The organism is Hymenobacter terricola, assembly GCF_017921975.2.
In the GTDB taxonomy this organism is placed as follows: domain Bacteria; phylum Bacteroidota; class Bacteroidia; order Cytophagales; family Hymenobacteraceae; genus Hymenobacter; species Hymenobacter terricola.
This window is the reverse complement of sequence record NZ_JAGEMO020000004.1, coordinates 335955-356554: the sequence shown is the minus strand read 5'-3', so window position 1 is coordinate 356554 and position 20600 is coordinate 335955. Positions and strand designations below refer to the sequence as shown.

18 protein-coding genes, 1 other RNA gene and 1 pseudogene are annotated in these 20600 nt (G+C 61.8%); 4 read left to right on the top strand and 16 right to left on the bottom strand.

Annotated features, from left to right (window positions below):
* Positions 1-11 precede the first annotated feature (11 nt).
* Complete coding sequence (locus tag J4G38_RS06585; protein WP_210515841.1) at positions 12-3032, bottom strand: PD-(D/E)XK nuclease family protein; 3021 nt, start codon at positions 3030-3032, stop codon at positions 12-14.
* A gap of 95 nt (positions 3033-3127) precedes the next feature.
* Complete coding sequence (locus tag J4G38_RS06580; RefSeq protein WP_210515842.1) at positions 3128-3583, bottom strand: BLUF domain-containing protein; 456 nt, start codon at positions 3581-3583, stop codon at positions 3128-3130.
* Positions 3584-4001: 418 nt separating this feature from the next.
* Here J4G38_RS06580 and J4G38_RS06575 point away from each other — a divergent pair, with 418 nt between their 5' ends.
* Positions 4002-4940 carry a DUF3078 domain-containing protein gene (locus J4G38_RS06575; protein WP_210515843.1) on the top strand — a complete coding sequence of 313 codons (939 nt, stop codon included), beginning with the start codon at positions 4002-4004 and terminating at the stop codon, positions 4938-4940.
* Between the two features lie 357 nt (positions 4941-5297).
* The gene (locus J4G38_RS06570; RefSeq protein WP_226163209.1) at positions 5298-5987 is read left to right on the top strand and encodes a hypothetical protein; all 690 of its coding nucleotides are present in this window, start codon (positions 5298-5300) and stop codon (positions 5985-5987) included.
* Positions 5988-6150: 163 nt separating this feature from the next.
* Here J4G38_RS06570 and J4G38_RS06565 read toward each other — a convergent pair whose 3' ends face one another.
* The 12 genes and pseudogenes from J4G38_RS06565 to ffs all read right to left on the bottom strand — a co-directional run bounded on the left by J4G38_RS06565 (position 6151) and on the right by ffs (position 13289).
* A complete protein-coding gene (locus tag J4G38_RS06565) occupies positions 6151-6489 on the bottom strand; it encodes a hypothetical protein (protein ID WP_210515846.1) in 339 nt (112 codons plus the stop codon).
* A gap of 115 nt (positions 6490-6604) precedes the next feature.
* A pseudogene (locus J4G38_RS29130) lies at positions 6605-6865 on the bottom strand (HepT-like ribonuclease domain-containing protein); the annotation flags it as partial.
* Positions 6866-6923: 58 nt separating this feature from the next.
* On the bottom strand, positions 6924-7229 hold the full coding sequence (locus tag J4G38_RS06555; RefSeq protein WP_226163224.1) for a nucleotidyltransferase family protein: 306 nt from the start codon (positions 7227-7229) through the stop codon (positions 6924-6926).
* A gap of 148 nt (positions 7230-7377) precedes the next feature.
* The gene (locus J4G38_RS06550; RefSeq protein WP_210515850.1) at positions 7378-7701 is read right to left on the bottom strand and encodes a hypothetical protein; all 324 of its coding nucleotides are present in this window, start codon (positions 7699-7701) and stop codon (positions 7378-7380) included.
* On the bottom strand, positions 7682-7912 hold the full coding sequence (locus J4G38_RS06545; protein ID WP_210515852.1) for a DUF433 domain-containing protein: 231 nt from the start codon (positions 7910-7912) through the stop codon (positions 7682-7684). The genes J4G38_RS06550 and J4G38_RS06545 overlap by 20 nt, the downstream gene beginning before the upstream one ends.
* A gap of 43 nt (positions 7913-7955) precedes the next feature.
* A complete protein-coding gene (locus tag J4G38_RS06540) occupies positions 7956-8984 on the bottom strand; it encodes a Gfo/Idh/MocA family protein (RefSeq protein ID WP_210515853.1) in 1029 nt (342 codons plus the stop codon).
* A gap of 141 nt (positions 8985-9125) precedes the next feature.
* Positions 9126-10274: a DegT/DnrJ/EryC1/StrS family aminotransferase gene (locus J4G38_RS06535; RefSeq protein WP_226163207.1), complete on the bottom strand. Its 1149-nt coding sequence runs from the start codon at positions 10272-10274 to the stop codon at positions 9126-9128.
* A gap of 44 nt (positions 10275-10318) precedes the next feature.
* The gene (locus tag J4G38_RS28580) at positions 10319-11212 is read right to left on the bottom strand and encodes a glycosyltransferase family 2 protein (RefSeq protein WP_210515854.1); all 894 of its coding nucleotides are present in this window, start codon (positions 11210-11212) and stop codon (positions 10319-10321) included.
* A 53-nt stretch (positions 11213-11265) separates the two neighbouring features.
* Positions 11266-11946, bottom strand: a complete 681-nt coding sequence (locus tag J4G38_RS06525) for a cell division ATP-binding protein FtsE (RefSeq protein ID WP_210515855.1) — start codon at positions 11944-11946, stop codon at positions 11266-11268.
* Positions 11947-12027: 81 nt separating this feature from the next.
* The gene (locus J4G38_RS06520) at positions 12028-12231 is read right to left on the bottom strand and encodes a fructose-6-phosphate aldolase (protein ID WP_210515856.1); all 204 of its coding nucleotides are present in this window, start codon (positions 12229-12231) and stop codon (positions 12028-12030) included.
* 106 nt (positions 12232-12337) lie between these two features.
* The gene (gene fsa, locus J4G38_RS06515) at positions 12338-12994 is read right to left on the bottom strand and encodes a fructose-6-phosphate aldolase (RefSeq protein ID WP_210515857.1); all 657 of its coding nucleotides are present in this window, start codon (positions 12992-12994) and stop codon (positions 12338-12340) included.
* Between the two features lie 197 nt (positions 12995-13191).
* Positions 13192-13289, bottom strand: an RNA gene (gene ffs / locus J4G38_RS06510) — signal recognition particle sRNA small type.
* Positions 13290-13506: 217 nt separating this feature from the next.
* On the opposite strand from ffs, the gene guaA reads away from it, so the two are divergent.
* Positions 13507-15042 (top strand): glutamine-hydrolyzing GMP synthase, encoded by a 1536-nt coding sequence (gene guaA, locus J4G38_RS06505; protein ID WP_210515858.1) that lies wholly within the window; start codon positions 13507-13509, stop codon positions 15040-15042.
* A gap of 171 nt (positions 15043-15213) precedes the next feature.
* A complete protein-coding gene (locus J4G38_RS06500; RefSeq protein WP_210515860.1) occupies positions 15214-15909 on the top strand; it encodes a type 1 glutamine amidotransferase in 696 nt (231 codons plus the stop codon).
* A 248-nt stretch (positions 15910-16157) separates the two neighbouring features.
* Here J4G38_RS06500 and dgt read toward each other — a convergent pair whose 3' ends face one another.
* Both dgt and J4G38_RS06490 read right to left on the bottom strand, forming a co-directional pair.
* A complete protein-coding gene (gene dgt / locus J4G38_RS06495) occupies positions 16158-17537 on the bottom strand; it encodes a dGTP triphosphohydrolase (protein ID WP_210515862.1) in 1380 nt (459 codons plus the stop codon).
* Positions 17538-17564: 27 nt separating this feature from the next.
* Positions 17565-20555: a M1 family metallopeptidase gene (locus tag J4G38_RS06490; protein ID WP_210515863.1), complete on the bottom strand. Its 2991-nt coding sequence runs from the start codon at positions 20553-20555 to the stop codon at positions 17565-17567.
* Positions 20556-20600: the final 45 nt, after the last annotated feature.

The window sequence follows — 20600 nt, the reverse complement described above, 5'->3', positions numbered from 1 at the left end:
TTAGGAAGGGGTTAGCGTGCGCAAATGCCCTGGTAAGGGCAGTATTCGCACTTGGTGAAGTCGTCGGTTTTGCGGATGGGTTCGGTGGGGTCCAGCATTCGCAGCACAATCTTACGCACTAAGTCCTCGGAGACGGCCACGAAATCCTGGCCGTCTTCGGTGAGGAAGCCGAGGTCGGCGGAGAGCAGGCCTTCGTCGATGTTGCGGAGGGAGAGAATGGCGGTTTCGGCGGTTTCGCGCTTGGCGGTGTGGGCCAGCATGAGGCGGTAGAGCCAGAGCTGGCGCACCTTGTCGGCGCTGGAGGAAGGCTCGGTGAGCAGGCGCTCAATGGCCTCGGCGGGGCTGAGGCGGTCTTTGTAGCCGCGCAATTGCAGGTCGTTGCGCTTCACGAGACCCGATTTGTAGTCGACCACCCGCAGGCGGCCGTCGGGCAGCTGGTCGACGCGGTCGGCGAAGCCGGCGAGGCGCACGGCGAGGCGTTCGGGCTGGCCGGGCACATCGACGAAAACGGTGGCGGCTACCTCAACTTCGAGCCCAAACAGGCGCAGGGGGAGCATGCCGGGCTGCTCGGCCAAGCTTTCGAGCAGGCGCACCACCAGGCGCGTGGCCACCTGGCCGTAGACGTGGTTCAGGCCTTCGTCGGCGCGGGCGTGCTTCTCGGTTTCTTCCTGGCGCAGCACTTTCTGCACTTCGGCCGGGGCTTGCCGGACCAGCTCGGGAATGTCGGCGGGCGTGATGAGGCGGGCGGCCTGCTGGAAGGGGCGCATGAGGTTTTCCAGCGCCTCGTGCACCATGGTGCCGAAGCTGCTGGCTTCGAGGGTTTCTTCCACGGCGTCGTTTTCGTGGAAGCGGGCCACTTTCGAGAAGTAGAACCGCAGCGAGCAGGCCAGGAAATCGTTGAGCCGCGAGGGCGAAATGTTGCGTTCCAGTACGCCGCGCAGGGCGGCCAGCATTTCGGGGTCTTTCTCTAATACCAGGTCGCCTTTGTAGGGATTGACCCCAACTTCAATTTCCGGGCCGGCAACCGAAACCGTTAAATCCTCCAGCACCAGCTGCGGGTTCTGGGGCAATAAGTCGTTCTGTAGTTGCAGCAGGAAGCGGCTGCGCTCGCCACTTTTCATGCCCTCGGCGCCGGGCAGGACGTGTACCAAATCGACGCGTTGCGCGCGTTGCAGCAGGCGCCAGAAGTTGTAGGCGGTGATGGCCTCGGCGTCGGCGTAGGTGGGCAGCTTGAACTCGGTGAGCACGTCGTAGGGAAAGAGCGACTGCTGCTTTTTGGGGGCGGGCAGCACGCCTTCGTTGCAGCTGAGGATGATGAGGTGGTCGAAATCCAGGGCGCGGGTTTCGAGCAGGCCCATTACCTGCACATCGGCCAGGGGCTCGCCCGAGAAGGGCAGGCGGGTGCGGGCCATCTGCTCGTATAGAAACCGGCGGAAGGAGCGCACCGACAGGCGCTGCACCCGGCAGTCGAAAGCCGAATCGAGCTGCTTGACCAGGGTGTAGAACAGGTACAGGTACTCGGCGCCGAGGCCGGTTTCGCGGTCGGTGTCGGCTATTTCGGCGGCGTACACCTGGCGCAGCAGGTCGACGATGGCGTAGCAGGCGGCAATGATGTCGTCGCAATTGTCCCAGGTGTTGAACAGGGCCGCGATGAGCGGGTGGTGCGCGCCGAGCTTCAGCAGCTCTTCGGCCGGCAGGAGCACGGCGTTGAGGCGCACGATTTCGCGGCAAATCTGGTCCAGGATGCCGTGGTACTGGGGCTGGTCGGCCTGGGCATCCTGCCACTGCTGGTAGCGGCGCAGGAAGGGGTGGCTCAGCAGCTTCGTCACGGCCAGGTGGTGGTAGCGCGGCACGCCGTAGCCGGTTTCCTCGCGGCCCTCGCGGATGCCGGTGAGGTGCACTTCAAACAGCAAATCGACGAGGTTGAACAGCGGCGTGGCCTGGAAGCTCAGGCCCATGGTCACGTTGTAGTCGGGCACCTCGTCGGGGGGCAGGCCGTGCAGCACGGGCAGGAGCAGGGTTTCGTCGGGCAGCACCACGGCCACGGTGGCGTCGGGGTAGCGCTGGCGGGCTTCGGCCAGGAGCTGGCCGGCCAGCTTGCCCTGCATGCTGGGGTTGGCCACGCCCAGGTAGCGCACGTGGTGGGGCTGGCCGCGCAGCCATTCCACGCCGCCGCCCATGTTATCGAGCGGCAGGTTCCACTTCTCCAAGTAGCGGCGCAGGTGCTGGCCGGCGCGGTTAGGGGAGTTTTTTTCGAGGTAAAACGGGTCGGCATCGAAGCGGACTTCGGCCCGGCCGGCCGCCAGCAGCAGGCGAATGAGTTTCTCCTCCGACTTCGACAAATTGCCCAGGCCCACGAAAACGTGGCGGGCCGGCGCGGGGGCGGCCACGTCGGCCAGCTGCTTTTCCAGCTGCTCCACGGCCATGCGGTAGGCCAGGCCGGGGTAGGCGAGGCGGGTGGCCAGCATCCGCTTTTTCAGCTGGTGGTACACCTGCTCCAGCTGGTCCCAGAAGCTGAAGGAGTGGGCGGCGGCCTTGCTGTTGTCGGGCAGGGCGTCGAGCTTCCAGCGTTCCAGGGCCTTGGCCTGGCTCAGGTATTCGAACACCTTGCGGGTGGGGGCCAGGTTTTGGTCGAGGGTCGAAAAGTCGTTCAGCAGCAGCCCGGCCCAGCCCACGAAACGGTCGAAATCCAGCCCGGTGTCAATGCCCTTGAGGATGTCGTAGAGCAGCAATTGCAGGGCAATGGGCTCTTCGACCTGCACGCCGGCCAGCTCCACCATGTAGTCTTCCATGGCGGCCACGCGCGGGGCCCACAGCGGGGCGCCCGGCGGCAGGGCCAGGGCCAGCTCGTTCTTCAGATACACCACGGCGCGGCGCGTGGGCACCACCACCACGATGTCGGACAGCTCATCGAGCGGGCCGGAGCCGTAGCGGTCCAGCAGCTCGCGGGCGGTGGCGGCCAGAAACGAAACGGGCGCCCCAACCGGCGCGGCCGGGGCAGAAAAGGAAGCGGCAGTGGGCTGGGTCGGCATTGCGGCAAAGATACCAGCCGGGCCGGGCCAATGCGGCCGCGCGGGGCGGCGGGCCGGCCGTGCTTGCGGGGGCAAGGTTTCCCGAGCTGGCCCCGCTAATGCTGGGCTTCGAGCCAGGAATTGGCCTCGCCTTTGCTCATAAATTCCAACAGCAGCTCCACCAGCTCGGGGCGGGTGCGGGGGCGCGGCACCAGCAGGGCGGGCGTATCGGGCGGCACGTAGCCCAGCAGGGTGCGCAGGTCGGGGGCCTGGGCCGCGCGGTAGGCCAGGCTCCAGTCGGCAAAGCTGCGGCGCAGGCAGTGGCCTTCGCACAGCACCCGGCAGCTGTGGTGGCGCGGGTCGGCCAGGATGTGGTGGTAGTAGAGGGTGCGCACGGCCTGTTGGTCGCCTTCCAGTACCTGCAAAAAACGGCCGTCGGGCGTGTACAGCAGCATGCCCGAAATGCCCAGCTGCTGGTTGTTGGCCCTTGAAGAAGTTAGCAAAGCCTGGAGCTCGCGGGCCTCAAAGGGGACCAGCGACTGGCTTTGGTAAATGAGTTGATATAAGCTCATACACGGCGACGATTGCGTAAAACAACGACCCCCGGCGCCCGGCCCCGATGGCCCGAGGGCCCGGCGCGGCCCCGGTTCAAGCAATATAGATAAAACGTGGGGCATCTACGAGGGCAGTGCCGCACTGGATTCGCTATTTTCATTTTTAGCCGCACGCTATGTTTTGGTATGTCCCTTATTGTGAAGAATAAGGTGCTTAAGGGCTGGCCGCTAAAACTTCGAATCAATTCCTTGCCGCCGGCGCCGCAACCCAGCTGCGCCGGCGCCCCCGCAAGGGCCCCCGTAGCCGGCAGCCCATGCAAAACCACTATTTTTAGCCGCCACCCGGCCCCACGGGGCGGGGGCCGGCGCCGTGCAAAGTGCCCGGCGTGCCGGCCCGAAAGCCGGTAGTGGTGCGTTTGCCCTTTTATCCCTACCCATGAAACAACTCGTCCGAACGGCCCTCGCGGCCCTGCTGGCGGCCCCCGCCCTGGCCCAAACCACGCCCGCCATCACCCCGGCCCCCGCCCCGCCTGCCGCGCCCGACCCCCTCTGGCGCAAATCCGTGAAAACCGGCCTCGGCCTCAACGAGTCTTTGCTGAGCAGCAACTGGAGCGGCGGCGGCGTCAACACCATCGGCTTCAACGCCCTGGCCAACATCCGGGCCAACCGCAAAAGCGGCCCCCACAGCTTCGACAACGAGGCCGATTTCCTCTTCGCCTTTTCCCAAACCAAGGGCCTCGGCTACCGCAAGGGGCAGGACCGGCTGTACCTCGACACCAAATACGGCCGCGCCCTCAACGAGCGCTGGGACATGTTTCTCTCCCTCAACCTGCTCTCCCAGTTCGCTCCCGGCTACAAGTACGACCAGGACGCCGCCGGCAACGACCGCGCCCGGCTCACGTCCGGTTTTTTCGCCCCCGCCTTCCTCACCGCCGCCTACGGCTTCGAATACCACCCGGCCCCCTACTTCCACCTGCGCCTCGCGCCCTTCGCCCCGCGCCTCACCGTGGTTAATCGCGTCGACCGCTTCGTGGCTGCCCTCGGCGACACGCCCTACGGCGTGAACCCCGGCCACAGCACCCGCTTCGAAGTCCTGGCCGCCCAAATTCTGGCCGAATACGACCAGAACCTCAGCCCCACCGTCAACCTCAAGGCCCGCTACGTCCTCTTCGCCAACTACGAGCACCTCAACTTTCAGGAAATCGACCACCGCCTCGACGTCGGCCTCACCGCCAAAGTGGGCAAGTACGTCAACGTCGCCCTCAACGGCATCGCCCTCTACGACTTCGACCAGAGCAGCAACGTCCAGTTCTCGCAGGGCCTCACCATCGGCATCGCCTACGCCTTCCAGAACTTCGTGGATGCGAAGAAATAACCCGGCAGGGCGCTTGTGACTGCAAATAGTGCAACCGTAGGCCGGAAAAATGCTTTGGATGAGCCTACTGGCGCACTGGCGGAGCCTACTGGCGCTGTTGCCGGGCTTACGGGCGCAACGGCCGCGCCTACTGGTGCTGCGGCCGGGGCCACGGTTGCTACAGCGGACCTTACCAGCGCTCCGGCCCGGCTCACTGGCCGCGCGGAAGCTCCTACTGGCTTGGCCAGCGAGCGGCCTGCGAGCGGGATAGTTGCTGCCTGGTGAGCTACTTCCAACTTATTTGTGCAGCTTGCGCTACTGCTTGCTATCCGGGCAGTGGCATCCGGGCCAACCGGCGAGAATATCCCGATTTCTGCAATGAAACAAGGCCCCGTTACCGCTCACTACCCCATGTCGCAAGGCGACCTCATCCTGCTCTGCCACACCAAGGCCGATTTTATGGACCGCGACCGCGAGGCCTTTGCCACGCGGGGCGTGCAGCCGGAGCGCTTCGAAGCCTTCAAAACCCAGGCCCGGGACGCCGCCAAGCTGCCCAACGACGAGCAGCTCGACTACGCCAAGCAGGAGCTGACCGATGCCGCCCTCACCCAGCGCGGGGTGGTGGAAAGCGGCATGGCCACCGTGATGAGCCAGGTGGCCATTCTGCACGACAACCGCAGCTTCGCCTACAAAGCCTTCGGCAGTGCCGGCCTCTACGACGACAGCGCGGGCGATTTCTACGTGAACATGGGCCACCTCCTCGACTGGGCCACCGCCCACGTCGAGGAGTACGAGCAGCAGGGCCTCACCCCGGCCCAGCTCACCGCCCTCGCCGCCGAAAACGAAAAATACCTCGCCGCCCTCAAAGCCCAGCGCCTGGCCGAGTCCAGCCGCAGCGGCACCACCCAAACCCGCCAAATCACCCTCAACGCTCTCTACGACGAGCTTTCGGCGCTCTGCGGCATTGGCCAGGGCCTCTTCAAGCAGTCGGACGTGAGCAAATACGACGACTACGTCATCGACCCCACCGAGCAATCAGGCGGCCCCGCCGTGCCGCCGAAGATGTAGCGGGCCATCCAGCCTGCAACATTGGTAGCTGAAGAAGCGCCGGAGCCTGTGGGTTCCGGCGCTTTTTTGGTGGTTGATACATCCGACTATTGGCAGATACATCCAGTTTAGCAGAGCCTTCATCTTAAGGCTAGGAAGAATAGGCTATAAGCATAATTGCAGCTTATGAGCCAAGGCCTTCCATAAGATAAAATTGTAAATCGAGGCCAAGAAGGGATTCAAACTTGTGCCATATAAATTCCAGAAAATTTTTGTCATCTGGCGATGCCGGCTGTTTTCTTAAGCCAACAAAAATATTTTTTACTTCGCCCTCGTAAACTGTTATAAACGTAGGCATAAGCTTAACTCCTAAATCGTTAATTCTTACGGAGTTTTTCCCGGCGAAGACTTGAATACGTGTCTGGGTTGTATTGTTAATTGTAATCTTGTTTTCATTGATATACAATGCCGCACTTTGTATGGGTAATGAGTTAGGGACAATTTTTATTATTATGGTTTCCATAGATTGATGCCTGTTATTTGTGACGGGTAATATTAATTCCAATAACTCAACGATGGCAATGGTATTCGCTGCTTTTTCAATGCAGTACAATCACTACCGCAGCGCGTAAATCCGCTCAATTACTTCCACTACTTCCAGCCAGTTTCTGCACTACGTCAGCTTTAAGGGCGGGCAGGTGATTCTTGATAATTGCCCACACAATAACTTCGTTCACGTTGTCGTAGGAATGAATAAGGCGGTTGCGAAAGTCCACCATTTGCTTGGTATTGGGCAGTTTTGCCTCCGGTTCTACCCGCCGCAAGTGGTTCACCGCTTCGCCAATGATGGCTAATTGACGCTCTACCGCGCTGCGGGTTTTCAGGTCGGCCTGGTACGTGTCGAAAGTGGGCGTATCAAGTACGAATTAGTCGATTAATTCAATGGCTCGCTGGATGTCAAACAGGTATTTCTGTCCTTGCGGCGTCATAAATTAATTGTTTGGTACGCTCAATTTCTGCTTTAAGAAACGGGTTTTGCAGCGAGTCCGGCGTGAGTAAATCTACCCGGCGCTGCAAGAGCGTTTCCAGTTCTGCCCACAGGCTCAGCAAGGTTTCGCCTTGTGCCAGCGGCGGCATCGGCAGCAGGGTTACCAGCGCGTCAACGTCGCTGCGGGCCGCATCAAACCGCTCCGTCACAGCCGAGCCGAACAGGTACAGCTGCTGCACCCCGGAGCGGCGGCACAGCGCCCGCAAAGCCGGCACCAAAGGCAGGAGAGTGGCGTGTAGCATGGGCCTAAGGTACGTAAAACAGACGGTGCGGGCGGCTACCGCAGCGCGTAAATCCGCTCAATTAGCTCCACCACTTTCAGGCCTTCCGGCGCATTGGTGGTGGCGAAGCTGCGGCGCGGCGCTATTTTTCAATCAAATAAGCTTGACCTTCTACAAACGTTGGCAGCAGGACGTGGAAGGCGGGCAGCAGCTCTTCCAGAAACGAAATGCTGCTTTTCTCCACATTCAGCACCGCGACGATAATAGCGTATCGATTCATATTCTGCTGAAACGCCAGATTCTTGTCAATCGTCAGCAGCAGCTTGAAGCCCTGGCCGATGGCGGCCCGCATCAGCGTGCCATTCTTCAGGCCATTCCAGTGCATTTCCGTCACGGTACATACTTCATGCGGCGCCAAGCGGCTTTTTAGCTTGCGGGTAACGCACTCATCCAGCAGAATTTTCATGCAGCAGCTGGGTAGAGGCGTTGAGGATTTGCTGCGAAAAGGCCAGTACACTCAGCACCTGCTCACGGCTGACGGAAGGAAAGTCATCGAGAAATTCGGCAATGGACTCGCCGGTTTCCAGGTAATCAAACAAATTTTTGATGGGCACCCGCGTCCCGTTAAAAACAGGAGTGCCACCTAAGATTTCCGGGTCGCTGTTGATGACGTTCATGGCAAGTGGCGCGTGTGTGGGTGTACTTAAAAGTACGGTAAAACTACCGCAGCGCGTAAATCCGCTCAATTATCTCCACCACTTTCAGCCCTTCGAGCGCATTGGTGGTGGCGAAGCTGCGGCGTTGCACGGTGTCCACCACGTTTTCGATGACCTGGACGTGGTTGGCGGCCGAGCCCTGGAAGGGGCCGTAGTCGTTGGCGGCGTTGGTGGGGGGCAGGGCGGGCAGCTGGTAGCCGTCGAGGTGGCAGTATTCCACCTTGTCCATGTACTGGCCGGCAATGCGCAGGCTGCCGCGCTCGGCCACCACGGTGAGGCTGCTTTCGAGGTTGCGGTCCCACACGGCGGTGCTGTAGCTGAGGGTGCCGCTGCCGCCGCGCAGCAGGTCGAAGGTGACGAGGCCGCTGTCCTCAAAATCCGTCAGGCCCTCGTGGGTGAAATCGCGGAAGCGGGCCGAAATATTGGTGATGTCGCCGAACACCCAGTACAGCAAATCGACGAAATGGCTGAACTGGGTGAAGAGCGTGCCGCCGTCCAGGGCTTGGGTGCCCTTCCAGCCACCGGGCCGGTAGTAGCGCGCATCGCGGTTCCAGAAGCAGTTGAGCTGCACCAGAAACACCTGGCCCAGGCGGCCCTCGTCCACCACCTGCTTGAGCCAGGCGGCGGGGGGCGAGTAGCGGTTCTGCATCACGCCAAACACCAGCCGGCCGGTTTGCAGGGCCGTGTGCACGATGGTTTCGGCATCGGCCTTGTGCAGCGCGATGGGCTTTTCGATGACGACGTGCAGGCCGTGGCGCAGGCCGGCCACCGCCTGCGGGGCGTGGCAGCCGTTGGGCGTGGCCACGGTGAGGACATCGGCGGCGGGGCCGGTTTGCAGGTATTCTTCGAGCGAGGCGAAGAACGGCACGCCGGGAAACTCGGCGGCGAGGCCGGGCTGGAGGGCGGTGCGGATGTCAATCAGGGCCGCTAGCTCGGCGCCTTCGTGGCGCGAAACCAGCGCGGCGTGGCGGCGGCCAATGTGGCCCACGCCGCAGATGGCGAAGCGGACGGGAGTGTTGGTATTATTGCTCATCAGGCCCCAATAGTCGGAAAAAGATAATGATAGGACTCACGCAGTTGCCCTGAATGAATGTCTGATGTTACGCCGATGGCACGGGTATAGCCCCATCGGGTGCGACCCCGCACCATCCGTATAATTCATGATGGTCAACGATTATTCACTGAATGATTGAATACTTGCCGATATATAATCTGCCTGCTCCGTTGTCAGCAGCGGGTGTATCGGCAGCGACAACACCGCCCCGCACAGCGCCTCGGCCACCGGAAACTGCCCCGCCCGGTAGCCCAGGTAGGCATAGGCCGGCTGCGCGTGCACCGGGAGCGGGTAGTAAATCATGGTCGGCACCCCGCATTTCCTAAGGAATAGTTGCAGCTCATCGCGGCGGCCGGGCCCTTCCACCTGAATGGTGTACTGATGGAAGACGTGACTGCTGCGCGGGTCGCGGGCCGGAATGGCAATGCCGGGCACAGCGGCCAGCGCGGCATCGTAGCGGGCGGCCACGGCCTGGCGGGCGGCCGTGTTGGCGGGTAGCTGCCGCAGTTTCACCCGCAGCAGGGCGGCTTGCAGGGTATCGAGGCGGGAGTTGAGGCCGATGTATTGGTGGTGGTATTTCTGGCTCTGGCCGTGGTTGGCAAGCTGGCGGAGCAAGGCGGCGCGGGCCGGGGCGCGGGTTATCAGCGCCCCGCCATCGCCGAGGCCACCCAGGTTTTTGGAAGGAAAGAAGGACGTGGTACCCACCTCGCCCACCGCACCGGCGAAGGCCGTTTCGCCACCAGCAAACTGAAAATTGGCCCCGATGGCTTGGGCATTATCCTCAATCAGGGCCACGCCGTGGCGAGTCGAAATAGTCCGCAACGCTTCCAAATCGGCGCATTGCCCAAACAAATGCACGGCGATAATGGCGCCGGTGCGCGGTGTGAGGGCCGCTTCCACGGCAGCCGGGTCAATGTTGAAGGTGTCGTGCCGCACGTCCACCAGCACGGGACGCAGGCCCAGCAGCGCGGCGGCCTCCAGCGTGGCCACGTAGGTGAAGGCGGGAATAATAATTTCGGCCCCAACCGGTAAGCGCAGGCTCATCAGCGCCAGGGTGAGGGCGTCGGTGCCGTTGGCGCAGGGGATAACGTGCGGGCCGCCCAGGTACTCACCCAGCTCCGCTGCAAACTGCCCCACGGCCGGCCCCTGAATAAAAGCCGCCGCGGTCAGCACTTCCTGCAGGGCCTCGTTCAGGGCCGGTTGCAGAGCGGCGTGTTCGGCCACCAAGTCAAGCAGGAGAATGGGGGAGGGCGGGGCGGGAAGAATCAAGGCAATGCGGGGGGAAAGAGGGCCGCCAAAGATACTGGGCAAACTCAGGCCAGCTCCCGCAGCAGCCAATGCAGCTTCAGCAAATCGAACAGCCGCAGGCGTGGGGCCCTGGATAGCAGCTGCCGGCGCAATGCCGGCGCCGCCGCGCCGAGCGCAACGCGGGCCGCCGGGGCCAGCCCCAGCCGGCGCAGGCGCACCGCCGTTTGCAGCAGCCGCGAATCGGTACCCAACCCGTCTTGCCGGAAACCCAGCGCCAGGTTGCGCACTGCCTGCTCGCTCTTGTGCAGGAACACGGCGGCCGGCTCCAGGCCGTCGTGCAGCACCGGGTTGTCGAGGTGCAGCACCGGTACGTGCGCCGCCGCCAGCTCCACCCCAAACTTGGTGTCTTCGTGGCCGTAGCCGGTCAGGCGCTCATCAAGCGGAAACTGCCGGAAAACCTCGGCCCGAACCAGGGCATTGTTGATGGTAAGCTGGCTGTAGGGTGCGGTCTGGCGCACGGCGGCCGGCCGCGCCTCGCGATTCCGGCCATAGAGCCAGCGCAGGTACAGCGCAGGTTCGGCCGGTGGCGTGGCCTCGTAGCAGGTGCCGCCGATGAGCACGGCGGCGTGGGCCTGCACGGCGGCGTAGCGGGCCAGAAACCGGGCATCGGGCAACAGGCTGTCGTTGTCCAGCAGCAGCAGCCACTCGTGCTGCGCGGCAGCGGCCAGTTGGTTGCGAATGGCGGCGCGGCCCACGTTGCGGGGCAATTCGTGGTAGCGCACGCTGGGCCGCGTGGCCAGGGGCCGGTTCAGCAACCGGCATTCTTCGGGCGAACCGTCGTCAAGCACAATGATTTCAAGCGGGCCGTTCCAGTCGGCCCGCTGGGCAACCAGAGAATTAACCAGCCTGTTGATATTCCAATTAAAAGCCGGAATTAATATCGATAGCCCAGCCGTCATTTTATTTGTCAATCAATAAGTAGCAATCAACAATAGTAAGCGCGCTGATTTACTTATTGCTGCCGGGCCGAATCCAGTAATTCGCCGTCTTTGCAGGTCAGCACGCGGTGCGGGTATTTTTCGATTAATTGAAAATTGTGCGTGGCCATCAGAACAGCCGTGCCCGAATTATTGATTTCGCCAAAGAGCTGCATGATGCTGGCCGAAACGTCCGGGTCGAGGTTGCCAGTGGGCTCGTCGGCCAGCAGCAGCACGGGCTCGTTCAGCATGGCGCGGGCGATGACCACGCGCTGCTGCTCGCCGCCCGAGAGGCGGTGCGGCATGCGGTTGGCGGCGCCGCTCAGGCCCACGCGCACCAGCACGTCCGAAATGCGCTGCTGCTTTTGCGACTTGCCCTTCCAGCCCGTTGCGTTCAGGACAAACATGAGGTTTTCGGCTACCGTGCGGTCCGATAGCAGCTGGAAATCCTGAAACACGATGCCCAGCCGGCGGCGCAGGTACGGCACCTTGCTGGCGGGCAGTTTGGGCAGCGAAAACCCGGCCACGGTGCCCACCCCGTTTTGCAGCGGCAGGTCGGCGTACAGCGTTTTCAACAGCGACGATTTGCCCGAGCCCGTGCGGCCCACCAGATAAGCAAACGCGCCCTTGCCCAGCGTAAACGACACGCCCTGCAACACGGCTTGCTGCTCCTGCATTACCGTGGCATCGTGCAGCTCAATAACGTTTTCGGTCATAACTAACTCCAGCTGTCAGATGAAGCGCTGGGCCCGCCGCGCTATTATCGTTCAATGTTTCTCTCTTTTGCAAAGGTGGCGCTACAGCGCCAGCGGCCGCAATTTCCCGAATTCCAGACTGGCGATGACGGCGGCCAGCTCCGTTTCCTTGCCTTCGAGGCCGTAGCGGTGCAAATCCTTCAGTGGCCGGTCGGCCCGGAAGTAAGCAATGAGCACAAACGCCTCGTCCCGCAACTGAATGTAGTCGGGGATTTTGGCCTTGCCTTTGACTTTGATGATGTACATGGCGGAAGTTATGAGTTAAAAGGTATGAGTTATGCGTTTGGGATTATGAGTGCATGTACCTGACGGCCGCCAACTCATAACTCATACCTTTTAACTCATAACTCAACTACGAATTTACCTTCTTGTGGTCGGCCAAAAAGGTTGCCAACCCGTTGTCCGTGAGCGGATGGTTGAGCAGGGCCATGATGACGCTGAGCGGGCAGGTCACCACATCGGCGCCAATTTCGGCGCACTGGATGAGGTGCGGCACGTGGCGCACCGACGCGGCCAGAACCTCAGTTGGGTAGCCGTAGTTGCTGAAAATCTGCACAATTTGCTCCACCAGTTGCAGGCCGTCGTGGCCGATATCGTCCAAACGGCCCACGAAGGGCGACACGTAGGTCGCGCCGGCTTTGGCGGCCAACAGGGCCTGGCCGGCGGTGAAAATCAGGGTGCAGTTGGTTTTGATGCCTTTGTCCGAGAAGTACTTGATGGCTTTCACGCCGTCCTTAATCATCGGCACTTTCACCACGATGTTGGGGTGCAGCTCGGCCAGCTCTTCGCCCTCGCGAATGATGCCGTTGTAATCGGTAGCAATGACTTCGGCCGATACGTCGCCGTCCACCAGCTCGCAGATTTGGCGGTAGTGGGCCATCACGTTGTCGATGCCGCGGATGCCTTCCTTGGCCATGAGCGACGGGTTGGTGGTCACGCCGTCGAGGACGCCCAGCTCTACGGCTTCGCGGATGTCGTTGAGGTTGGCGGTGTCAATGAAGAATTTCATAGGTAGGGACTTGGGTACTTAGAGGCTGGGGGATTTGGTGTAATATCTTAATTTTGAGAGTAAGGAATCAGCCGAAAAAGCCAAGTTCCCGAGTCCCAAAGACCCCGAGTCCTCAAAAAAGAATCGGCCCCAAAGCTACTCATTTAGCCGCCAAAATGGCGGAACAGAGCAGCGCCGGGGCCGACCAGAAAGGGCAAAAAAAAGCAAGCCAAAATCGCACCGCTACAACCACCTACCCTTGCTACCTTCCGGTCCTGGGGGAGTTCAGCAGGAGCTGGTCGTTCTGACTTGCCGGTGCAAAGATAATCACGGATTCAATCGGTTTTTTCTGATTTCACAGATTTTTTGTTGCGCACCGGCTTTGGGGGATTGTTCAGGATTGAAATTGCGTGATTGATAGCGTACTAGAGCCATTGGGGGTGGCAACAATTTGTGATGAATGGCTTTGCTGGCCCAACCCATAATCCGTGAAATCCGGAAAATCCGTCTAAATCCGTGAGTAGCTTTGCGGGATGGAACGACTTATCATCCTTGATTTCGGCTCGCAATACACGCAATTGATAGCCCGACGCATTCGCGAATTGCACGTGTTCTGCGAAATTCACCCCTACACTCACGCCCCGAACCTCGTCCTCAGCGACGATATTCGGGGCGTTATTCTTTCCGGTTCGCCCTGCTCGGTGCGCGACGAAAATGCGCCTAATCCTGATTTGAGCCACATTCTCGGCCAGGTGCCGGTGCTGGGCGTGTGCTATGGTGCGCAGCTGCTGGCCCAGCAGGGCGGGGGCGAGGTGCTGCCCGCCACCATTCGCGAATACGGCCGCGCCCGGCTCAGTGCGCTCGATGCAGCCTCGCCGCTGCTGACGGATATGCACCTGGAATCGCAGGTCTGGATGTCGCACGGCGACACCATCCAAGTCCTGCCGACGGGCTACGATATTATTGCCAGCACCTCCGAAGTAGCCGTGGCCGCCTTCAAAATCGAAGGCCAGGACACCTACGGCATCCAGTTCCACCCCGAAGTGACGCACTCCAGCGAGGGCAAGCAGCTGCTGCACAACTTCGTGGTGGACATCTGCCAATGCACCCAAAGCTGGACGCCCGACCATTTCGTGGATTCGGCCGTGACGGCCCTGCAAAACACCATCGGCCCCGATGACCAGGTGATTCTGGGCCTCTCCGGCGGCGTGGACAGCAGCGTGGCGGCCCTGCTGCTGCACCGCGCCATCGGCCCGCGCCTGCACGGCATTTTCGTGGACAACGGCCTGCTACGGCAGGACGAGTTTGCCACCGTGCTGAAAGCCTACGAGGGCCTCGGCCTGAACGTGACCGGCGTGCGTGCCGCGCCCGAGTTTTACGCCGCCCTGGCCGGCATCAGCGACCCGGAAGGCAAGCGCAAGGCCATTGGTCGGACCTTTATTGAGGTGTTCGACCGCGAGGCGCAGAAGGTAGAAGGTGCCCGCTGGCTGGCCCAGGGCACAATTTACCCCGATGTCATCGAGTCGGTTTCGGTGCACGGCTCGTCGGTTACCATCAAAAGCCACCACAACGTGGGCGGCCTGCCGGAGAAAATGAACCTGAAAATTGTGGAGCCACTGCGGATGCTCTTCAAAGACGAAGTGCGCGAAGTGGGCGCGGCCCTGGAACTACCCGCCGAAATTCTCAACCGGCACCCTTTTCCCGGCCCCGGCCTGGGCATCCGCATCTTAGGCGACATCACCCCCGAAAAAGTGGACCTGCTGCAACGCGCCGACGGCGTGTTCATCAATCTCCTAAAAGAGCACGGCCTCTATGAGCACGTGTGGCAGGCCGGCGCCATGCTGCTGCCCGTGCAAAGCGTGGGCGTGATGGGCGATGAGCGTACTTACGAGCGGGTAGTGGCCCTGCGCGCCGTGACCAGCGTGGACGGCATGACTGCCGACTGGGCGCATTTGCCCTACGATTTCCTGGCGGAGGTTTCGAATAAAATCATCAACCAGGTGCGGGGAATTAACCGCGTGGTGTATGATATTTCGAGCAAGCCGCCGGCGACGATTGAGTGGGAGTAGATGAAACGAGCGTATTTGAGTCATTTCAAAACGTCATGCTGAACGCAGCCGAAGCATCTCTACTGCACAACTAATCAATTTTAGTATTGCGGTAGAGGTGCTTCGGCTGCGTTCAGCATGACGTTCTTCTTTAATCCAAACTCTCATATGCACTTCCACTGCCTCCAACACATGCCCGACGAAGGCCCTGGCCACGCTGCCGACTGGCTGGCGGCGCACGAGCATTTACTCACTTTTACGAAGCTTTTCGAGCCGAATCCGGTATTTCCGCCTTTAAGTGAATTCGATGGCTTGCTAATTCTCGGCGGGGCGATGAGCGTGCACGACGAGGACAACCTGCCGTGGCTGCGCGAGGAGAAAGCCTTTGTCCGCGAAGTGCTGCGGGCAGGTAAGATTACGCTGGCCATTTGCCTGGGCGCGCAACTGGTGGCGGAGGCGTTGGGCGGCGAGGTGCGGCCCAACCACGCGCCGGAAATCGGATTCTGGACGGTGCGGTTTTCGGCCAAGTCACTGGAGCACCCCTTGCTGCGCGGGTGGCCGGAGAAGGCCGCCGTGCTGCACTGGCACCTCGACACGTTTACGGTGCCGCCGGGCGCAATGCGGGTGGGTATGTCGGCGGGGTGCGCCACGCAGGGTTTCGTGTGGGGCGATGGCGTTATCGGCCTGCAGTTTCACCCCGAAATGACGGTGCCGATGGTGGAGCAGCTCATGGCCTTTGAAGGGCACGAAACCGCCGAAGAACAGGAATTCGTACAGACGGCAGAACAGATTCGAGGTAAGCTGAAATCGGTGTGGAAGGGACGCAAGCTATTGGAGGCGCTGCTGGCGAACCTAGTGGCGCTGCACGAGGGGGGCGACATTTATTAACCTCAGTCAATTACGGATAGCGAATGTAGGCATGACTGTTCTGTTTTTAATTCTTGCCGGATGCGTGTTGTTCCTTGCCTTTTATGGGTGGTTTGCCTGGCCGGATTTGATGGTACAGCAGGCACGTTGGAAACGGGGGTTAAAATGGCTGCTGTTCCTACTCACCTGCGCTGGTATTTGCCTGTTAGCGCTGTTTACGCTTTTCCAGATGGCCCAGTATCCCTACGATAGTATCAAAGGAAGCGAGGCTAGAAGCCCTTCGGCAGCTCAATACCCTTGATGGTTTTGTACAGGCTCAGGGCGTTCTGGTCCGTCATGCCGGCCACGAAATCGGTGAGCAGCAGGATTTTCTCGTAGGCTGAGACGTTGGCCTGATGACCTTCGGCGCGGAACTGCTCGGGCAGCAAGAGCAGCAGCTTGCGGCTGCGGTGGCCCTGGCTGGCGTCGAACACGGCGCAGAGGAAGGCGTCGAGCAGGCCGCCGAGGACTTCGAAACCAGCGGCTTCAATTTCGAGTACCGGGCGGCTGCGGTAGAGCTGGTTGATGCTCAGGCGCTGCACTTCCTGCAAATCAGTCCAGCAGGACAGCTCTTTGATTATGGGCTGGTCATATTCGCCGCACAGGATGGCGGGGGCATGCCGGGCAAAGAGGGCCGCCAGCTCCGTGACCAGCTTGCCGATAAGCCGGGCACGGACGTAGCCCAACTCCTCGCGCCAGTCGTGCCACTGCACGCTGCCGATGCGGCCGGCTGCGTCGTTGAGCATCTTTTTGAGCAGCGGAAGGCCGGTTTCGGGCGCAATCAGGCCCAGCTTCAGGCCGTCTTCGAAGTCGATGATGCGGTAGCAAAGGTCGTCGGCGGCTTCAACCAGAAAGGCCAGCGGGTGGCGGTGGTAGAAACCGTTGGCGGCGTCTTTGGGCAGCAGGCCGAGCTCGGCCGCGACGTGCTGGAAACGGGCACTTTCGGTCTGGAAATGGCCGTATTTCTTTTCGGAAGCGCCACCGGTTTTGGCGGTTTCTGCCACGAGACTGGGCTTGGGGTATTTGGTGAACGCGCCCAGCGTGGCGTAGGTGAGGCCCAGGCCGGCCGTACCCGTGCTGTGCGCCGCATACGTGTGCGTGAGGATGCGAAAACCGGCCGCGTTGCCCTCGAAATGCTGCAAATCGGCGACTTCGGCGGCGCTTAGTTTCTCCAGATACGGCGCGGCGGCGGAGCTAATGAAGTAGCTGCTGATGGCGTCCTCGCCGGAGTGGCCGAAGGGCGGGTTGCCGATGTCGTGGGCCAGGCAGGCGGCGGCCACGATGTCGCCGCAGTCCTGGTCGAGGTTGGGCAGGAGCCGGGCCAGTTCGGCATCGTTTTCCAGCAGGTGGCGGGCGGCGAGGCGGCCCAGGGAGCGGCCCACCACGGCGGTTTCGAGCGAGTGCGTGAGGCGGGTGTGCACGAAATCGGTTTCGGGGAGCGGCATCACCTGGGTTTTGCGCTGGAGGCGACGGAAGGCGGAGCTGAACACCACGCGGTCGTAGTCCTGCACGAAAGCGCCGCGAACGGGCGCGGCGCTGGGCGGCGGCAGTTGCTGGTCGGGGAAGCGGCGCTGCGAGAGCAGGCGCGGCCAGAGCATGGGTTCGGGCATTGAGGAGAGTTGGGGTCGCAAAGGGCGTTATTCGGCCAGCTTTTTATCGAGCAGGCGAAATGGATTGGCCTGGTTGAGATTCAGCACGAAGCGGATATTGTCGGTGAAATCAGAGAAGCTGCCCGGTGCACCGGTTTGGTACTGCGAGCCGGCGATGGGGAAATACAGCTCGAAGAAGTCCCGGATGACGGGCACCATCACGCCCGCATCGTAGAACAGCCGTTGGGCGGGGCGATTGGCCACCAGCTGGCGGTCGGCGCTGGCCCCAAAATCGGCGAATACGGCGAACTTGGTGATGGGCAAATCGGCCTGGAAATTTACCGTGCTGAGCCACTTGTCACTGGTAGCGGGCACGTAGGCTTTGAAGGCGCCGTCGTGGTTGTCGGTTTGGTGCAGCTGGGCCGTGACGGAGTGGGAAACCTGCTGGCGGTCCAAAAAGGCCGTTTGGCGGCGGTAGTCCGGGCTGCCGCTGAGGCCGAGCACGAAAGACGAGCTGGCCGACTGGCTCAGGAAACGGCCGCCGAACAGGCGCAGCGTGACCCGCTTTTTGGGCGAGTAAAACCGCTCGTACGTAGCATTGGCGCGCAGCAGCACGGCCGACCCATCGCGCTCGGCGCCGGTGGGCTTGCTGTCGAGCTGGTTCAGCTCGACAAAGGCACCCCACTTTTGCAGGGCGTTGCCGCCATGCACGCCGTATTCGGCCGTGAGGACGCTGGTGGTGCCCCGGTCCTGGTCGGTGATGGTGGTGCTGGCCACTTTAATTTGCTGCTGCGGCCGGTCGTAGGCCGAGTGCGGCAGCACCACGGTGATGCTGGGCTCCACTTTCAGGTAGCGCTCGAACCGCTGCACCGTGACGCCGGTGATGACCTGCCGGGTGCCGCGGGCAGGCAGCACGTTCAGGTTCAGCATGCCGATGCCGTTTAGCTCGTTGCGGCTGAAACTGTACATGGGCATGGCCAGGTATTGGAGCTTGCGGAGCGCCAGCAGATTGTTGTAGAACGCCGCGCCGAGCATGAATTTATCCGAAGTATTGGCCCCAACCACCGGCGCCCAGCTGATAACCGACCGGTCCCAGCGCTCCACGTTGATGAGCGGTTTCAGGCGCAGGGGCTCCCAGCGGCGGGAGTTGCCATCGGCCAGTTTCAGGCGGTCGTCGCGGCGGTTGAGCTCGGGCGTCACGTATTCGGCATCCACCACCACGGCATCCACGTTTTCCCGCCGGAAATCGAGCTGGCTTTCCGCGTCGTCCTCGGGGTCGCCCATGGGCGGCGTCCACAGCGTTTGCAGCACCTTGCCCTGCGCGTCCACCGTGGAAACGGGCACGGCCCAGCGCACCGGCGAGTCGGTGCGCACCAGCACTTTTACCACGTCGCCAATCTGCTGCGTGGCAAAAAGGTCGGCGTCATACTCGCGGGTATTGGTCAGCATTTCGCGGAAAAACCAGTCCAGCTTTTGCCCCGTGCTTTCCTCGAATACGGCCTGCATGTCCTCGGGGTAGGGGTGCCTGAACTGCCACTTGGTGAAGTAGGCGTGCATGGCCCCATCGAACTTCTCCTGCCCCAGATAGCCGGCCAGGTATTTGAGCAGCGCGGCGGTTTTGAAGTACACAATCACGCCATAGTTCACCTGCCCGAAGGCCGCCGACGTGGGCCCCTGCACCGGCTGGTCGAGCCCGCGGCTGGCCATTACCTGGTACGGCGCTTGGTTGAGGGCGCTGCCGGGCAGGCCCTCCACGCCGAAGGCAGTGGCGGCGCGCTTGCTCTTGTAAATGTCCTGTATCAGGCCGGCCTGCGGGTTGTCGCGGCTTTTTTCCCGCAGTTCCTCGTAGGTATTCACGCCCTCGTCCATCCACGGAAAGTCGCGTTCGTTGCTGCCCAGAATGCCGTAAAACCAGTTGTGGCCCACCTCGTGCACAATGGCGTCGGGCTGGGTCACGGTTATCATCGGGTATTCCATGCCGGAGCCGGCGCTCAGGGCGCCATCCACTGCGGTGGCGGCCGAATACGGGTACTCGCCCACCCACTGCGAGTAGTAGGTAAGCGCGTCGTTGACGTCCTGGAGGCCCTTTATCCACTTTTCGGCCTCCTTGTTGGTGAAGAGGACCCACGATGTCACGCTGCGGCCCGAGGGCAGCGTCACGCCGCCTTTCAGCACGTTGAAGCGCTTGTCGGCAAACCAGGCGAAGTCGTGCACGCGGTCCTGCTTGTAGCGCAGGGTTTTGGTGGTGGGGTCGGAAGCCGGAAAGCTGAGGTCGGTGCCGAAATCCTTGGCGGTTTTTTTGCCGGCCGTGGCGGCGGCCAGGGCATCGAGGCGGGCGCGCTCGTCCGGGTTTTGCAGCTCGCCGGTGGCTCCTACGATGTAGTTGGTGGGCAGCGTGATGGTGACGTCGAACGAGCCGAACTCGGAATAGAACTCGCCCTGGTCGAGGTAGGGGATGGGGTGCCAGCCGCGCCGGTCCAGCACCGCCGGCTTGGGGTACCACTGCGTAATCTGGTAGCTCTGCCCCACGTGCCCAAACCGCGAAAACGACGCCGGAATCTTCACCCGAAACGGCGTGCTGATGGTCACGCTGGCTTCCGGGGCCAGCTTCTGCGGCAGCACCAGCTTGGCGATGTCGGCGTTTTTGGGGTCGAATTCCAGCTTCGCTGCCTGCCCGTTTACTTTGAAATCGAGCCCGTCGATAAAGCCCCGGCCTTCCGCCGGTGCGAACTGAAACGTGCGCTTGCCGTTGCGCAGCTGCTGCCTGGCGAAGGCCGTGGAATTGTCGCGGTAGGCGTTCGGCCACAGGTGAAACCAGATGAACGTGAGGGCCGTGGGCGAGTGGTTGGTGTACGTCAGCTCCTCGTGCCCGGCGAGGGTATTGGCCTTGTCATCGAGCGCCACGTCGATGGAATAGTTGACTTCCTGCTGGAAATACGGGCCGGTAGACTTGGGCGCGGCGGGCTTGGGCGTGTGCTTTTGGGCCAGCGCCGGGCCGGGTAGGAGGGCCAGGAGGCCGAAGAAAATCCGTTTGGTCATGCTGCAATCAGGGGCTGGTAGTAGCGCCGCGCCCACGAGGCGAAG

Coding starts and splice junctions, on each gene's coding strand:
- J4G38_RS06575 (WP_210515843.1), top strand. CDS start 4,002: ATGAAACAACTCGTCCGAACGGCCCTCGCGGCCCTGCTGGCGGCCCCC.
- J4G38_RS06490 (WP_210515863.1), bottom strand. CDS start 20,555: ATGACCAAACGGATTTTCTTCGGCCTCCTGGCCCTCCTACCCGGCCCG.
- J4G38_RS06500 (WP_210515860.1), top strand. CDS start 15,214: ATGCCCGACGAAGGCCCTGGCCACGCTGCCGACTGGCTGGCGGCGCAC.
- dgt (WP_210515862.1), bottom strand. CDS start 17,537: ATGCCCGAACCCATGCTCTGGCCGCGCCTGCTCTCGCAGCGCCGCTTC.
- J4G38_RS06585 (WP_210515841.1), bottom strand. CDS start 3,032: ATGCCGACCCAGCCCACTGCCGCTTCCTTTTCTGCCCCGGCCGCGCCG.
- J4G38_RS06580 (WP_210515842.1), bottom strand. CDS start 3,583: ATGAGCTTATATCAACTCATTTACCAAAGCCAGTCGCTGGTCCCCTTT.
- J4G38_RS06520 (WP_210515856.1), bottom strand. CDS start 12,231: ATGTACATCATCAAAGTCAAAGGCAAGGCCAAAATCCCCGACTACATT.
- J4G38_RS06565 (WP_210515846.1), bottom strand. CDS start 6,489: ATGGAAACCATAATAATAAAAATTGTCCCTAACTCATTACCCATACAA.
- guaA (WP_210515858.1), top strand. CDS start 13,507: ATGGAACGACTTATCATCCTTGATTTCGGCTCGCAATACACGCAATTG.
- J4G38_RS06540 (WP_210515853.1), bottom strand. CDS start 8,984: ATGAGCAATAATACCAACACTCCCGTCCGCTTCGCCATCTGCGGCGTG.
- J4G38_RS06550 (WP_210515850.1), bottom strand. CDS start 7,701: ATGAAAATTCTGCTGGATGAGTGCGTTACCCGCAAGCTAAAAAGCCGC.
- J4G38_RS06570 (WP_226163209.1), top strand. CDS start 5,298: ATGAAACAAGGCCCCGTTACCGCTCACTACCCCATGTCGCAAGGCGAC.
- fsa (WP_210515857.1), bottom strand. CDS start 12,994: ATGAAATTCTTCATTGACACCGCCAACCTCAACGACATCCGCGAAGCC.
- J4G38_RS06545 (WP_210515852.1), bottom strand. CDS start 7,912: ATGAACGTCATCAACAGCGACCCGGAAATCTTAGGTGGCACTCCTGTT.
- J4G38_RS06525 (WP_210515855.1), bottom strand. CDS start 11,946: ATGACCGAAAACGTTATTGAGCTGCACGATGCCACGGTAATGCAGGAG.
- J4G38_RS28580 (WP_210515854.1), bottom strand. CDS start 11,212: ATGACGGCTGGGCTATCGATATTAATTCCGGCTTTTAATTGGAATATC.